Raw genomic sequence first — 14,491 nt, forward strand, 5'->3', positions numbered from 1 at the left:
GGCTGGCCGGGGCGACGTACAAACGGCTTTGTCGGGCCGGGTCGACAGCCGGCGGCTGTCGACCCGGCCCGATCACTCACTCCGCCGGTGGGGTGAACGACGAGGTACGGCTCATCCCGGCGGCCCGGCCCTTGGCGGCGACCACGAGCGCCATCTTGCGGGACGCCTCGTCGATCATCTCGTCGCCGAGCATCACCGCGCCGAGCTTCCCGCCGGCCTCCGAGGTGTAGTAGTCGTACGCGTCGAGGATCATCTCGGCGTGGTCGTAGTCGGCCTGCGCCGGTTGGTAGACCTCGTTCGCGGCGTCGATCTGGCCCGGGTGCAGCACCCACTTGCCGTCGAAGCCCAGCGCCGCCGACCGCTTGGCCACCTCACGGAAGCCGTCCACGTCCCGGATCTGCAGGAACGGCCCGTCGATCGCCTGCTTGTCGTGCATCCGGGCGGCCATCAGGATGCGCATCAGGATGTAGTGGTACGGGTCGCCCGGGTAGTCCGGGATCAGCGCGCCGACCACGAGCGACTTCATGTTGATCGACGCCATGAAGTCGGCCGGGCCGAAGATGATCGTCTCCACCCGGGGCGAGGCACCCGCGATGGCGTCGATGTTGACCAGGCCCGCGGCGTTCTCGATCTGCGCCTCGATGCCGATCCGCCCGACCTCCAGGCCCAGCGTCTTCTCGATCTGGGTGAGCAGCAAGTCCAGCCAGTGCACCTGCTCGGCGTTCTGCACCTTCGGCAGCATGATGCAGTCCAGGTTCGCGCCGGCGCCCTCGACGACCTCGATGACGTCCCGGTAGGTCCACGGGGTGGTCAGGTCGTTGACCCGCACCACGCGGGTCTTGCCGGCCCAGTCACCGTCGTTGAGCGCGGCCACGATGTTCTTGCGCGCGTCCGGCTTCGCCAGCGGTGCGACGGCGTCCTCCAGGTCGAGGAAGACCTGGTCGGCCGGGAGGCCCTGCGCCTTGCCGAGCATCTTGACGCTGGAACCTGGTACGGCGAGACAGGACCGGCGGGGGCGACCGACTGCGGCCATGGATGCACTCCTTCCAGCGTCCGGCGGGCACGCCGACGCCACCTGACATCAGATTCGAGAAAACTTAACGATCCCAAAGGGGCATGTTGACGCCACGGTAACCTCGTGCCGTGACCGGGGTGAATGGACCTGTGGAAGATCTCACTGGGCGTCGACTCGTGGTGGTGACCGGGGCCAGCTCCGGCATCGGGCTGGCCGCCGTCGTGAACCTCGCCTGCCGCGGTGACCAGGTGGTGCTCGTCGGGCGCGACCCGGCCCGCCTCCAGGCCGCCGCCGAACGGGTACGGGAGACCTCGGGTGAGCGCCCGGAGCTGTTCCGCGCCGACTTCGCGGTGCTCGACGACGTCCGCCGGCTCGCCGAGGGGCTGCGCGACGCGTACGACCGGATCGACGTGCTCGTCAACAACGCCGGCGCGATCGCGCTCCAGCCGCTCACCACAGTCGACGGGTTCGAACTGTCGATCCAGGCCAACCACCTGGCCCCGTTCCTGTTGACCAACCTGCTCGCCGACCGGGTCGGCCGGATCGTGGTCACCGCCTCCGGTGCGCACCGCTTCGGCGCGCTCGACCCGGACGACCTGAACGCGGCGCTGCGCCGTTACCGGCCGATGGGCGCGTACGGCACCAGCAAGCAGGCCAACATCCTGTTCACCGCCGAGGCGGCCCGCCGCTGGCCGGGAACCCCGGCGCACAGCTTCCACCCGGGAATGGTGCGCACCCGGTTCGGCAACGACAGCAGGGTTGTCGCGTTCGGCATGCGGGCGCTGCCGTTCCGCAGCCCGGAGAAGGCCGCCGAGACGCTTGTCTGGCTGGCCAACCAGGATCCGGCCCGGCTGGTCGACGGGGGGTACTACTACAACAGGCGGTTGCGCCGGCCGTACCGCAAGGCTGCCGACCCACGGCTCGCCGCCCGGCTCTGGGCGGCAAGCGCCGCCGCCGTGGGCATCGACGGGTAGCGTGGCCGCCGTGCTCACTCTCGTGGCGATCGTCGAGTTTCCCGCCGGGGCCGAGGCCGCCGGCCAGCGCTACGAGGACGACGTCCTTGCCCTGCTCGGCAGGCACGGCGGCGAGCTGGAACGACGGCTGCGCAGCACCGCCGGGCAGAGCGAGGTGCACGTGATCCGGTTCGCGGATCGGGCCGGCTACGAGTCGTTCCTCGTCGACCCGCAGCGGGCGGCTCTGCGTACCACCCTCGGTGACGCCGCACCGACCACCCGCGTCATCGAGGTGCACGAGGTCTGACCGTCAGTCGGTCAGCGGCGCCGGGTCGGCAGGCAGCGCCGTGGTCGTGGCGCGACGGCCGGCGCGGGCTCCGCCGAGCACCACCACTGCCACACCGACCAGCAGCAACGACATGCCCAGCAGCGCGTACGCGCGGGGCACCTGGCCCAGCCAGACCCAGGCCAGCAGGGCGGCGCCGGGCACCTCCAGGAGGATCAGCACGCTCACCGTCGTCGCCGAAATCCGGTGCAGGGCGTAGTTGAACATCGAGTGCCCGAGCAGTTGCGCGCCGGCCACCAACGCCAGGATGGCCAACCAGGTACGCCCGTCGAAGCCGGTCAGCCGGACCCCGCCGAGCAGGCAGATCACCAGCAGGATCAGCGCGCAGATCCCGTAGCAGATGGTCGTGTAGGTGGTGGTGCTGATGGTGGCCCGGGCGCGCTCGCCCAGGGCGGTGTAGACGGCGGCGAACACGCCACCGGCCACGGCCAGCAGGTCACCGACTACCGCCCTGGTGGAGATGCCCACGTCCGCGCCCGTGGCGATCACCGCACCGCCGACCGTCACCGCGACGCCGACCCAGACCACCGGTGGGAGCCGGCGACCCTGCGCTCGGGCGATCAGCCCCTGCCAGACCGGCTGGGTGGCGACCAGAGCCGTGGCCGCGGCCACCGAGGTGAGCTGGACGCTCGGCATCCAGGCGGCGAAGTGCGCGGCCAGCGCCACCCCGGAGAGGACGCAGAACAGCCCTTCCCGCCGACCTGCCAGCCCGACCAGGGCGCGGAACTCGGCGCGACGTCGGGCCAGCGAGAACGGGCTCAGCACGGCCACCGCCAGCACGTTGCGCCAGAACGCGATGGCCAGCGCCGGTGCGGCCGCGTACGCGATCAGCGGCGCTGACGACGACACCGCGACCACGGCGAGGCCTACCGCTCCGGTGGTCAGCGGATCCAGCGTCGGGCGACGCGAAGCGGGGGACACGGGAAGCAATCTTCACACGATCACCGTGGACACAGAGCGTCATCACTCCGTTACGATCAGGCAGCGTCGCGCCAGCGACCGTCGACCGCCCGGAGGCGCGTCACATGCCCAGCTACCAGGCGGTGCTGTTCGACTTCTTCGGCACGCTCACCCACTCGGTCCAGCGCGGCGCCGCGCACCTCCGCACCGCCGAACTGCTCGGCTGCTCCATCGACACGCTCAACGAGGTGCTCAATCGCACCTACTACGCGCGGGCCACCGGTCGGCTCGGCAACGCGGAGGCAACCCTGCGCTGGGTCTGCGCCCTTGCCGGCGTACACCCCAGCGACCATGCGGTGCGGGCGGCCGTGGCGTCCCGGCACCGGGCGGTCCGCGCGGACACCCGGCTGCGAGCCGACGCGATGCCGGTCCTCGCGGCGCTGCGCCACCGCGGCCTGCGCACCGGCGTGATCAGCGACTGTACGCACGAACTGCCGGCCTTCCTGCCGCAGCTCCCGATCGCCCCGCTGCTCGACGTGCGGGTCTTCTCCGTGCAGGTCGGACGGTGCAAGCCCGACCCGGAGCTCTACCTGACCGCCTGTCAGCGGCTCGGGCTCGCGCCGGCCGACTGCCTGTACGTCGGCGACGGTGGCAGCCAGGAACTGACCGGCGCCGAACGGGCCGGGATGACAGCGGTCCGGCTGGCCGCACCCGACCTGGCCGGGCACATGGTCTTCAACGCCGACCGGGAATGGTGCGGCCGGACTGTGGGCAGCCTGCGCGAGGTGCTCGACCTCGTGAGCGCGACGAACCTCGCGGACACCGATCTCGCGTGCACCGGAGTCGGCGGGATGTGCGCGGACCGTCCTTCAGGCTGACAGCGGGCGGTCGGCGGATCAGCGGCGGCGGACCCGGTGCAGCCGGAACGGCTTGCGAGTGGCGCGGACCGCCGGAGTCTCCCGGGGCTGCTCCGTCTGCGCGTCGGACGGCAGGTCGGCACCGGAGAGCGGTTCGCCCGCCGGGGCGAGCCGATTCACCGCGCAGCCGTCGGCGGCCCACCGCGCCACCAGGTCCGCCGTCGGGCCGGGCGCGTTCAGGCGCTTGCCCGCCACAAGCGGCGCCGTGGTCTCCCACGCCTCGCTGCCCGGCGACAGCCTGGTCACCCGGGCCGGCCAGGTGACGATGCGACCGCCGTGATCGCCGCGCAGCGTGACCTGCGCCTCGGTGGCATCGGCCAACCCGGGGGCGGCCTGCTCGCCCGGCCCGCTCACCATGTAGAGCGCGCCTTCCAGCGGGGCGCACCAGAGCGCGAGCGCCGGCCCGCCGGACACGCTGACCCAGGCCACGGCGGCCTTCTTCATCGCCTCGTCGACAAGCGGCGTCGAGGTGTGCGCGTCGTCAGTCACCTTCGCATCCTCCCGTACGTCGGCCGGCGACGCGTGGCCGCCGGTCGATCGGCTGTCGCCCGTCCACCCAGGGCCTGCGCGGCTCAGCCCACGAAGGGCGGCACGGCGATCTCGCCCCGGGCCACCGGCATCACCTGACCGGCCACGGTAGCGCCGACGGCCATGCCGTTCGCCGCCGTCACTGTGCAGGCCAGTGCGGAGGGCCGGTTCATCTCCACACCCTGGCGCACCGCGTACCGGGACAGCCCGTCGCCCGGCAGCAGGCCCGTGGCCACCAGCCAGACGCCCAGCCCGAGCGCCGCCGAACCGGTCGCCGGATCCTCCGGGACACCGAGCCCTGGCACGAAAACCCTGGCGTGCGCGGTTTGCGTGGCGGCATCCCAGGAGAAGACGCTCACATGATCCACGCCGTACCGCTCCGCCGCTGCCGGGTTGACCCGGGCCCGGGCCACCGAATCCGGGAACACCGGCAGGTACGGGAACTCCAGCCCGCAGCCGGCCACCCGAGGCGCCGGCCCGCTCCTGTCGTAGTCGTCCGCGACCAGGCTGGCGATCTCCAGCAGCGGCTCCGGGTCCAACTCGGGGCCGAGGGTGGGGCTGCTGCCGGTGAGCGTCGCACCGGTGGCGGTCACCTCGATCGGCAGCACCCCGGCACCGCACTCCTGGGTGACCTGTCCCACGTCGAACATCCCGCGCCGACTTGCGGTCACCGCCGCGCCGACGCTGGGGTGCCCGGCGAACGGCAACTCCTCGGTCGGAGTGAAGATGCGGGCCCGGTACGTCGCGCCGACCTGGGTAGGTGGCAGCACGAACACCGTCTCGGACAGGTTGAACTCCAGTGCGAGCGCCTGCATCTGCTCAGTGGCCAGCGCCTCCGCGCCGAACACCACGGCCAGTGGGTTGCCACTGAACGGGCGGTCGGTGAAGACGTCCACGATCTCGTAGGCCAAGGTCGACATGTTGCTAAACACTAGGCGCTTAGGCTGGTGCCCGTGAGCACGCCGACCCGGATCTACATCGCCCGCCTCGCCGGAGTCGCCGTTTTCGATCCGAACGGTGACCAGGTGGGCCGGGTCCGTGACGCGGTGGCCCGGCTGCGGGCGACCGGCCGTCCGCCGGAGGTCGTGGGTCTGGTCGCCGAGATGCCGATGCGCCGGCGGATCTTCCTGTCCATCAACCGGATCACCTCGATCGACGCGGACGCCGTGGTGCTCGGCTCCGGCACCCTCAACCTGCGGCGCTTCGAGAAGCGACTGAACGAGCTGCTGGTGCTCCAGGAACTCCTGGACCGGCGGGTGCAGCTCGACCCGGGCGGTCAGCCCGGCACTGTGGTGGACGTCGCGATGGAGTGCGCGCGCGGCGGCGAGTGGTCACTCACCCGCGTCGCGGTCCGCGAGCAGACCGGCCGGATCACCCGCCGGGGCCACCTGCACCAGGTCGAGTGGGACCGCGTGCGCGGGCTCAGCGGCATCGCCGACAACCGGGGTACGGCGAACCTGCTCGCCGTCCTCGAGGACATGCGCCCGGCAGACCTTGCCAACGCCCTCCAGGACCTGCCTGACACACGGCGCAACGAGGTCGCTGCGGCGCTGAACGACGAGCGGCTGGCCGACGTGCTCAGTGAGCTGCCGGAACACGACCAGGTGGAGATCCTCGCCGCGCTGGACCGGGAACGGGCCGCAGACGTGTTGGAGGAGATGGACCCGGACGACGCGGCGGACCTGCTCAACGAACTGCCGCCGCCCGAGCAGGACGTGCTGCTGGATCTCATGGAGCCGGACGAGGCCGACCCGGTGCGGCAGCTGCTCAACTACACCCCCGGCACGGCGGGCAGCGTGATGACGTCCGAGCCGGTCATCCTGCCGCCGGACGCGACAGTCGCCGAGGCGTTGGCCCGGATCCGCGAGCCGCAGCTCTCCCCCGCCGTCGCCGCGCAGGTCTTCGTGACCCGGGCGCCGCAGAACACCCCGACCGGGCGCTACCTGGGCATGGTGCACTTCCAGGCGTTACTGCGTGAATCGCCTGCCGACCTGCTGGGCAAGGTGGTGGTCAACGACATCGACCCGCTGCGCCCCACCACGCCGCTGCCGGAGATCACCCGCCGGATGGCCACCTACGACCTGGTCGCCATGCCGGTGATCGACCGGAACAACCGGCTGGTCGGTGCCGTGACTGTCGACGACGTACTGGACCACTCGCTGCCCCGGGACTGGCGGGACCGGGGCGTCCTCGGTGCCGCGGGCGCCACCGACGCGGTGCTGGACGGCGCTGATGGCTGAGCAGCGGCGTACGGAGCGTCTCGACCAGCCGCGCGAGCCTCGGAGGGTCAAGCTGCCCCGCTTCGACGCGGAGGCGTTCGGCCGCTGGTCGGAGGGCATCGCCCGGGGCATGGGCACCGCGAACTTCCTGGTCGTCATGACTGTGGTGATCGCCATCTGGTTCGGCTGGAACACTCTCGCCCCGGCCGAGTTGCGCTTCGACCCGTACACCTTCACCTTCCTCACGCTGGTGCTGTCGTTGCAGGCCAGCTACGCGGCGCCGCTGATCCTGCTGGCGCAGAACCGGCAGGCCGATCGCGACCGGGTGGCGTTGGAGGAGGACCGGCGCCGGGCCACGGCGCAGAAGGCGGACACCGAGTACCTGGCACGGGAGATCGCCGCCCTGCGGATCGCGCTGGGCGAGGTGGCCACCCGCGACTTCCTCCGCTCCGAACTGACCCGGCTGGCCGAGGAACTGGACGAGGCGGGGCAGCGGCGGCAGCGATTGGAGCGCCGCCAGCAGGAGCGGGACAGCCGGCAGGAGAAGCGCGCCCAGCGGGCGACCGACGGCGGAGCGCTCGACGAGCCGCGCGACGACCTGGACGGCGACTTCTCCCGGAACGCCCGGTCGGACGGCACCGGCCCCCGCAGCCAGGACGGCTGATGAGCCGGATCGATTGGCTCACACCGGCCCCGGTCAACGGTCGGAGCGGATGCCCCGCGACGTAGCATTGCGGGCATGTCAGCACCCGTCAGCACCGTCGAGGACGCGATCCAGGCCGCCCTGGCCACCGTCAACGACCCGGAGATCCGCCGGCCCATCACCGACCTGGGCATGGTCCGCTCCGCCACGATCGGCGCCGACGGCGTCGTGCGGGTCGAGCTGCTGCTCACCGTCGCCGGCTGCCCGCTCAAGGACAAGCTGCGTACGGACATCACCGCCGCCGTGGCCGCGGTGCCCGGTGTCACCGGCGTGGAGATCGACTTCGGTGTGATGAGCCCCGAGCAGCGGCAGTCGTTGCAGGCACAGTTGCGCGGCGGCGGCGCCAGCGAGGAGCCGGTCATCCCGTTCGCGCAGCCGGGCTCCCGCACCCGGGTGTACGCGGTGGCCAGCGGCAAGGGCGGTGTCGGCAAGTCCAGCGTGACTGTCAACCTGGCGGCGGCACTGGCCGCCCGTGGGCTCTCCGTCGGCGTGGTCGACGCCGACATCTACGGCCACTCGGTGCCCCGGATGCTCGGCGCGGACGGTCGACCGACACGCGTCGAAGACATGATCATGCCGCCGCAGTCGCACGGCGTGAAGGTGATCTCGATCGGCATGTTCACCTCAGGCAACGCGGCTGTGGTGTGGCGCGGCCCGATGCTGCACCGGGCGTTGCAGCAGTTCCTGGCCGACGTCTACTGGGGCGACCTCGACGTGCTCCTGCTCGACCTGCCCCCGGGCACCGGCGACGTGGCCATCTCCCTGGCCCAACTGCTGCCCAACTCGGAGATCTTGCTGGTCACCACCCCGCAGACCGCGGCCGCCGAGGTCGCGGAGCGGGCCGGTGCGATCGCCCTGCAGACCCACCAGCGGGTGGTCGGCGTCATCGAGAACATGTCCTGGCTCGAACTGCCGGACGGCTCCCGCATGGAGATCTTCGGTTCCGGCGGCGGTACGGCAGTCGCCGAGTCGCTGAGCCGGACGATCGGCGCGCAGGTGCCGCTGCTCGGGCAGATCCCGCTGGACACCCGTGTCCGCGAGGCCGGCGACGCCGGCAACCCGATCGTGCTGGCCGAGCCGGAGTCCCCGGCCGCGCAGGCGCTCGGCACGATCGCCGACCGGCTCGCGCTGCGCCGTGAGTCGCTGCTCGGCAAGCCCCTCGGCCTCAAGCCTGCAGGTCGCTGAGGCGGCCGGCCGCTGAGGCCGTCGCAAACTGACAGCCCGGTGCGGGCGGGGCCTTGCCCCGTTCCGCCGGGCTGCCTCTTTGAAGCCTGAACGCTGCCCGCAGGGCGGGTCAGGTGGCGTCGTCGTAGCTGACCCGCGGGGCCGGTGCCGGGGAGGCGCTGGTGGCGGTGCTGGTCGGCCGGGAGCCGTTCGAGCGGAGGTCCGCGGCGTTGGCCACGTCCTTCAGCTCGTTGTGCACGCCGTTGACGTCGGCGCGCAGATCGTCGTAGACGCCCTGCAACGGCTTGCGGATCGCCGCCTCGTCCTCCTCGCTGAGGAGGTGCTTGCGGATGAAGGCCTTCGGGTGCAGATCCTCGAGCTGGATGTCGGTGCCCAGCTCCCGGCTGAGGTCGCCCGTGGCGTTGCGGGCCATGTTGCGCAGGTTACGGACCATCCGCAGACCATCGTTGATCACGGCAGGCAACCGGTCCCCGAAGATCAACAGCGCCAAGAGCAGCAGCGCACCGATCTCCCACCAGTTCAGGTTGTCCAACATTCCGCAGGCCCCCTCTCGCCGTCAGCAGCAAGACTACGCACGTGAACCGGCTTTCGGGCAGGGGGTGACCCGCAGTTCACTTGGCGTCCGCCGCGAGGGTGACCGAGGCGTTCTGCTGGGCACCCCCTCTGCGGAACTCGACAGTCACCACCGAGCCGGGGGCGAACTTTCGCACCAGTGCGATCAGGTCCGTCGGTTCGGTCATCGGTCGGCCGTTGAGCTTCGTGATCACGTCGCCGGCCTTCAGCCCCGCATCGGCGGCCGGCCCGGACGGCTCCACGGCCACCAGGCGTACGCCGCCGCCGTTGGATCCTGCACCCGGGCCGCCGACCTGAGCGCCGATCACCGTACGCCGGGCCTTGCCGGTGCCGATGATGTCCTGGGTCACCCGCTTGGCCTGATTGATCGGGATGGCGAAGGCGAGCCCGATGTTGCCGGCCTCCTGCCCCTCGGCGACCAGCGACTTGATCGTGGAGTTGACCCCGACCACCCGTCCGGCGCCGTCGACAAGCGGCCCGCCGGAGTTGCCGTGGTTGACAGCGGCGTCGGTCTGGATGGCCGCGTAGTAACGCACCGGGCCGCCCGGCTCGCCGGCCTGCATCGTCCGGTCCAGGGCGCTCACGATGCCTGCGGTGACCGTGTTGGCAAGCGAGAGCGGTGAGCCGATGGCGAGCACCGGGTCACCGACGGCCAGACCGTCGGAGTCGCCGAACTCCACAGGTCGTAGCCCGGTCCGGTTGACCTTGATCACCGCGATGTCCGACTCCGGGTCCTGACCGATGACGGTCGCCGGAGCGGTCGTGCCGTCGTTGAAGACCACCGAGGCCTTGCCGCTGCTGCCGGCCACCACGTGATCGTTGGTGATCACGTGCCCGTCGGCGCTGGCGATGAAGCCCGAGCCCTCGCTGGTCCCGCCGAGGCTGCTCACGCGCACGGTGACCACGCTGGGCAGGACCCGGCCGGCGACCCCGGCCAGTGACTCCGGCTTGCGCTGGGCGAGCGCTGGAGGCTCCACCGGCTCGGCGCCGAGCACCGTACCGCCGCCGGCACCGCCGCGAACCGCGAACGCGTAGCCCAAAGCCCCGCCGAGGGTTCCGGCCAGCAGCGCGGTGATCATCGGGATGAGCAGCAGGTGGCGCAGCGACGGCCGGGCGGGCGCGTCCGGGTCGATGACCGGCTCGGGCTCGGCGCCGGCGGCGACCACCCCGGGCACCACCACGGCGGCCGGTGCCGCCGGGTCGCGCCACGGGTCACCGAGGGCGTCGGACCACCAGGGCGAGGCGGCGGTCGCACCGGAGCCGCCAGCGGTCGACGCCTGCCAGCTCGCCGCCGGCCCGGCGTATGCCGCACCGGGCCGTGACGCTCCTGGCGGTGGCCCGGCCGGAGGCGCGTAGCCGCTCCCCGGCCTGGCCGGCTGCCCCGCCGACGGGACCCCTGCCCCGGGCGGTCGCGCCGGAGCCGGAGTCTCACCGCCCCGGCGCCAATCCCAGCCGTCGGTCACGTCGGTGCCTCCCAGTCCGTCCCCGGATCCCGTGGCGGCGGTGCCCGGCCACGGCTCGGCGCGGTCGAGGCTCACGGAATACCGCTTCCAGGATTGCACGGATGCGCGCTGTGGAGTCAGCGGTTGCGGCTGGTGATCGAAAGGGACGGAGGCGCGGCTGCGCCTCTCGGCGGTCGCCTCTACGCTCACAGTGCCAACCCGCCCCCGCACCACGCACCGCCCGGAGGTGCCCCATCGCCACGGTCGCCGGTTCCGGCAGTTCGACGGCCCAGGCTCAGCAGTTCGCCGAGTCGTACGTGACCGAGGATCTCGTCCTGCGCACCGCCCGCAGCCTGGCTCACGAGGTGGGCCTTGAGGCGGTCACCCCCGGCGCGGGCGCGGCGCTGCGGCTGCTGGCTGCGGCCGGCAACGCCCGCGCGGTGGTGGAGATCGGCACCGGCACCGGGGTGAGCGGTGTCTGGCTGCTGCGCGGCATGCGTGCCGACGGTGTGCTCACCACCATCGACCTGGAGGTGGAGCACCAGCGGATCGCCCGCCGGATCTTCACCGAGGCGGGCTTCGCCGCGGGCCGTACCCGAATCATCACCGGCCGCGCGCTGGACGTCCTGCCCCGACTCGCCGACGGGGCGTACGACCTCGTCTTCGTCGACGCCGAGGCGACCGGATTCCACGCCTGCGTCGAGGCAGCGCTGCGGCTGCTACGGCCCGGAGGCGTGCTGGCGCTCAACGGCATGCTGGCCGGCGGCCGGATCGCCGACCCGGCCGCCCGGGACGCGGAGACGGTGACGGTCCGCGAGACGATCAAGGCGGTCCGGGAGTCGGAGCACTGGATTCCCGCGCTGCTCCCGGTCGGGCACGGGGTGCTCGCCGCCGTGAAGTGCTGACCTGCGGTCAGTCGATGCTGGCCAGCCAGCGCAGCAGCGAGCGTACGCCCCAGCCGGTCGCTCCCCGGGTGAGTTCCGCGTGGTCGCCGTCGGCCCAGGACGGTGCTGACATGTCCAGGTGCAGCCAGCGGTCCCGCATCTCGCCGGCGAACTCCCGCAGGTACAGCGCGGCGAGCACCGACCCTGCGCCCTGGGTGGGCGCGCTGTAGAGGTCCGCGATCTCGCTGCCCAGGTACTCGGCGTAGTCGTTGTTCAGCGGCATCCGCCAGGCCGCCTCGCCGGCAGCCTCGACCGCGGCGATAACGTCGGCGGCCAGGGCGTCGTTCTCGCTGTACAGGGCGGCGGTGCGCTTGCCGAGCGCGACGGCGTTGGCACCGGTGAGGGTGGCCAGGTCGATAAGCAGGTCGGGCTTGAGCTGCCGCACCGCGTACGCCAGCGCGTCGGCGAGGACCAGGCGACCCTCGGCGTCGGAGTTTGTCGTCTCGCTTGTCGTGCCGCCGTAGTGCCGGATGACGTCGCCCGGGCGGAACGCGGAGCCGCTGAGCATGTTCTCGGCGAGCGGGGTCAGCGTGGTGACCCGGACGGGCAGGCGCAGAGCCGCCGCGCCCAGGGTGGCCGCGACGACGGCGGCGGCGCCCGCCATGTCCTTGCGCATCAGCTTCATCGCCGGCACGGGCTTGATCGAGATGCCGCCGGTGTCGAACGTGATGCCCTTGCCGATCAACACCACGTGGGTACGCGCGTCGGCCGGGTGCCAGTCCAACTCGAGCAGTCGCGGGGCGCTGGCCGAGCCGCCGCCCACGGCGAGGATCCCGCCGAAGCCCTCGGCTGCCAACTCGTCCGGGCCACGGACCCGGAGGCGAAGGTCGGGCAGATCGGCTGTGGCGGAGATCACCTGCTCGGTGAACCACTGCGGGGTCTTCTGCGACGAGGGGGTGTTGGTGAGGTCGCGGGCGAGGCGCGTCATGGCGGCGGTGGTCCGGGCCGTGGCGACGGTGGCCTCGTGGGCAGCCGGGTCCGCGACAAGCAGGTCGACGGCGCCAAGCGCGGGCGGGTTGTCGGTCTCGGCCAGCCGGAACCGGTACGAGGCGAGGAGCAGCCCTTCGGTCAGCCCGCGAATCGCTTCGGGGCCGCTGTCGGCCGGCAGCGCGATAGTGATGTGCGTCTCATCTGAGGCGGAGCGGGCCAGTGCCGCACCGGCGGACCGCCACGCCGACTCGCTGCCGTCACCGATGCCGAGCAGGAACAGCCGGCCAGGGCTGCGACCCGGGCGCAACTGGGTGCGGATCTCGCCGGCCCGGCCGCTGAGCCGGGCGGCCGGCACCAGCGCGGCGGCCTCCTCGGCGGTGCCGTCCGGCAGCGTCACGGCTGTGGACGCCGGTGTTGCCGAGGCATCGCCCCCCGGCGCCTCATCGGAGGGGCGGACGGGCAGGACGAGGACGTCGAGCCGGTCGGGCTCGGCGATCGGGCAGATGTCGAGCACGCGGAACCGTACCTCCAGGAAGTGTCGCGGAGCGGGAGCCGGGCCCGCCGATCGCACGGATGAAGACCCTGAGCCACCGGCAGTGCCGGTGGCTCAGGGTCAGGGAACGTTCCGGACGGCGGATGCCGCCCGGCTCGCTCCTCACTCAGCCGGCGGCTGCCTTCAGCGCGTCACCGAGCGCGTTGGCCTCGTCGGGAGTCATCTCGACAACGAGCCGGCCACCGCCTTCCAGCGGGACCCGCATGACGATGCCCCGGCCCTCCTTGGTGACTTCCAGCGGACCGTCGCCCGTCCGCGGCTTCATCGCCGCCATGTTGTCTCCCCTCAGACCTACACCAGGGTCGGTGGGTTGCCCCACAGCCACTTCTCACGCCACCCGCAACCGTCGCGGGGTGTCGACCAACGATTTTCCCTGATGAACACCGCCGGACCCAAACCGGAGCAGCATTGATGTAACAGCATCTAGCTTATCTTGAGAAGGCCTGTCACAATGTGCGGTCATGCAGGCACGGTCGGCACTCTTCGACCTGTACGGCGACCACCTCCGACCGAGAGGTGGCCGCGCACCCGTTGCCGCCCTGGTCAAGCTACTGGCGCCGTTGGGAATCGCGCCGCCCGCCGTTCGCACCGCCGTGTCCCGGATGGTGCGTCAAGGCTGGCTCGACCCGCTCCGGCTGGCCACCGGACCGGGATATTCGATCACACCAAAAGCCGCTCGGCGACTCGACGAGGCGGCGGCCCGGATCTACCGGACGGGCCGGGTCACCTGGGACGGGCGGTTCGATCTGCTCGTCCTGGAAGCCCCGGGCTCCCGGCGGGACCGACAGCGCCTCGCCTCGAACCTCAGCTTCCTCGGCTACGGCACCCTCGACGAGCAGACCTGGGTGGCCACCCGGCCCGCCGAGGACGTCGACCTGCTGCTCGCCGAGGCCGGCATCCGGTTCGAGCGGTTCACCGCCGCACACTTCGCCGGCACCCCGGGCGCGATGGGCGTGGTCCGCCGCGCCTGGAACCTGGCGGAGATCGGCCAGGCCTACGAACAGTTCGTCGCCGACCAACGCCCCCTGCTCGCCACTGTCACAGTGCGCAGCAGCGACGAGGAGGCGTACGCGGCCCGGTTCCGGCTCGTGCACGCGTGGCGTACCTTCCTGTTCCGGGATCCGCAGCTGCCGCCGGCGCTGCTGCCCGAGCGCTGGCCCGGCACCGCCGCGGCCAGCTTCTTCGACCGGCACGCGGCACGCCTGCGTCCGGCCGCCGACCGGTACGTCGAGCAGTGCCTCGACGCCAGCAGCCGCATCGTTCGACAGAAGGGTCGTTAGACA

The 14,491-nt window shown here is 72.0% G+C and carries 16 protein-coding genes; 8 read left to right on the plus strand and 8 right to left on the minus strand.

Going from position 1 to position 14,491, the window contains the following annotated elements; all coding sequences use genetic code 11:
• Window positions 1–76: 76 nt before the first annotated feature.
• Window positions 77–1,033: an HpcH/HpaI aldolase/citrate lyase family protein gene (locus tag ACLQ23_RS02575; RefSeq protein ID WP_355592721.1), complete on the minus strand. Its 957-nt coding sequence runs from the start codon at window positions 1,031–1,033 to the stop codon at window positions 77–79.
• 131 nt (window positions 1,034–1,164) lie between these two features.
• Here ACLQ23_RS02575 and ACLQ23_RS02580 point away from each other — a divergent pair, with 131 nt between their 5' ends.
• Together ACLQ23_RS02580 and ACLQ23_RS02585 are read left to right on the plus strand one after the other, a co-directional pair.
• Entirely contained in the window at window positions 1,165–1,989 is an 825-nt protein-coding gene (locus ACLQ23_RS02580; RefSeq protein WP_355632000.1) for an SDR family NAD(P)-dependent oxidoreductase, read from the plus strand.
• Between the two features lie 10 nt (window positions 1,990–1,999).
• On the plus strand, window positions 2,000–2,275 hold the full coding sequence (locus ACLQ23_RS02585) for a hypothetical protein (protein ID WP_355592723.1): 276 nt from the start codon (window positions 2,000–2,002) through the stop codon (window positions 2,273–2,275).
• A gap of 3 nt (window positions 2,276–2,278) precedes the next feature.
• Here ACLQ23_RS02585 and ACLQ23_RS02590 read toward each other — a convergent pair whose 3' ends face one another.
• Window positions 2,279–3,244, minus strand: a complete 966-nt coding sequence (locus ACLQ23_RS02590) for a DMT family transporter (protein WP_425880280.1) — start codon at window positions 3,242–3,244, stop codon at window positions 2,279–2,281.
• Between the two features lie 95 nt (window positions 3,245–3,339).
• Here ACLQ23_RS02590 and ACLQ23_RS02595 point away from each other — a divergent pair, with 95 nt between their 5' ends.
• Entirely contained in the window at window positions 3,340–4,092 is a 753-nt protein-coding gene (locus ACLQ23_RS02595) for an HAD family hydrolase (protein WP_355631991.1), read from the plus strand.
• Window positions 4,093–4,110: 18 nt separating this feature from the next.
• On the opposite strand, the gene ACLQ23_RS02600 is transcribed toward ACLQ23_RS02595, so the two are convergent.
• Together ACLQ23_RS02600 and ACLQ23_RS02605 are read right to left on the minus strand one after the other, a co-directional pair.
• Complete coding sequence (locus ACLQ23_RS02600) at window positions 4,111–4,575, minus strand: hypothetical protein (protein WP_425880341.1); 465 nt, start codon at window positions 4,573–4,575, stop codon at window positions 4,111–4,113.
• Window positions 4,576–4,703: 128 nt separating this feature from the next.
• Window positions 4,704–5,579: a PhzF family phenazine biosynthesis protein gene (locus ACLQ23_RS02605; RefSeq protein WP_355592730.1), complete on the minus strand. Its 876-nt coding sequence runs from the start codon at window positions 5,577–5,579 to the stop codon at window positions 4,704–4,706.
• Window positions 5,580–5,612: 33 nt separating this feature from the next.
• Between ACLQ23_RS02605 and ACLQ23_RS02610 the strand changes: the two genes are divergently transcribed.
• From ACLQ23_RS02610 to ACLQ23_RS02620, 3 genes are all read left to right on the plus strand, one after another.
• Window positions 5,613–6,899, plus strand: coding sequence for a magnesium transporter MgtE N-terminal domain-containing protein (locus ACLQ23_RS02610; protein WP_355631986.1), 1,287 nt, complete (start codon window positions 5,613–5,615; stop codon window positions 6,897–6,899).
• Window positions 6,892–7,542 (plus strand): DUF1003 domain-containing protein, encoded by a 651-nt coding sequence (locus ACLQ23_RS02615; protein WP_355592734.1) that lies wholly within the window; start codon window positions 6,892–6,894, stop codon window positions 7,540–7,542. The genes ACLQ23_RS02610 and ACLQ23_RS02615 overlap by 8 nt, the downstream gene beginning before the upstream one ends.
• A 75-nt stretch (window positions 7,543–7,617) precedes the next feature.
• Entirely contained in the window at window positions 7,618–8,766 is a 1,149-nt protein-coding gene (locus tag ACLQ23_RS02620; RefSeq protein ID WP_355631984.1) for an Mrp/NBP35 family ATP-binding protein, read from the plus strand.
• A gap of 109 nt (window positions 8,767–8,875) precedes the next feature.
• On the opposite strand, the gene ACLQ23_RS02625 is transcribed toward ACLQ23_RS02620, so the two are convergent.
• Window positions 8,876–9,301, minus strand: coding sequence for a preprotein translocase subunit TatB (locus ACLQ23_RS02625; RefSeq protein WP_355592738.1), 426 nt, complete (start codon window positions 9,299–9,301; stop codon window positions 8,876–8,878).
• A 76-nt stretch (window positions 9,302–9,377) separates the two neighbouring features.
• Window positions 9,378–10,817, minus strand: coding sequence for a S1C family serine protease (locus ACLQ23_RS02630; protein WP_355631997.1), 1,440 nt, complete (start codon window positions 10,815–10,817; stop codon window positions 9,378–9,380).
• Between the two features lie 281 nt (window positions 10,818–11,098).
• On the opposite strand from ACLQ23_RS02630, the gene ACLQ23_RS02635 reads away from it, so the two are divergent.
• Window positions 11,099–11,686, plus strand: a complete 588-nt coding sequence (locus tag ACLQ23_RS02635) for an O-methyltransferase (RefSeq protein WP_053659157.1) — start codon at window positions 11,099–11,101, stop codon at window positions 11,684–11,686.
• Between the two features lie 7 nt (window positions 11,687–11,693).
• Here the strand turns inward: ACLQ23_RS02635 and ACLQ23_RS02640 are convergent, their stop codons facing one another.
• Both ACLQ23_RS02640 and ACLQ23_RS02645 read right to left on the minus strand, forming a co-directional pair.
• On the minus strand, window positions 11,694–13,169 hold the full coding sequence (locus ACLQ23_RS02640) for a leucyl aminopeptidase family protein (RefSeq protein ID WP_355592863.1): 1,476 nt from the start codon (window positions 13,167–13,169) through the stop codon (window positions 11,694–11,696).
• A gap of 145 nt (window positions 13,170–13,314) precedes the next feature.
• Window positions 13,315–13,482, minus strand: a complete 168-nt coding sequence (locus ACLQ23_RS02645; protein ID WP_007455245.1) for a DUF3117 domain-containing protein — start codon at window positions 13,480–13,482, stop codon at window positions 13,315–13,317.
• Between the two features lie 187 nt (window positions 13,483–13,669).
• On the opposite strand from ACLQ23_RS02645, the gene ACLQ23_RS02650 reads away from it, so the two are divergent.
• Window positions 13,670–14,488 carry a PaaX family transcriptional regulator C-terminal domain-containing protein gene (locus tag ACLQ23_RS02650; RefSeq protein ID WP_425880281.1) on the plus strand — a complete coding sequence of 273 codons (819 nt, stop codon included), beginning with the start codon at window positions 13,670–13,672 and terminating at the stop codon, window positions 14,486–14,488.
• Window positions 14,489–14,491 lie beyond the last annotated feature (3 nt).

Origin of the sequence: Micromonospora sp. DT41 (assembly GCF_049841715.1) — a bacterium.
In the GTDB taxonomy this organism is placed as follows: Bacteria; Actinomycetota; Actinomycetes; order Mycobacteriales; family Micromonosporaceae; genus Micromonospora; species Micromonospora profundi.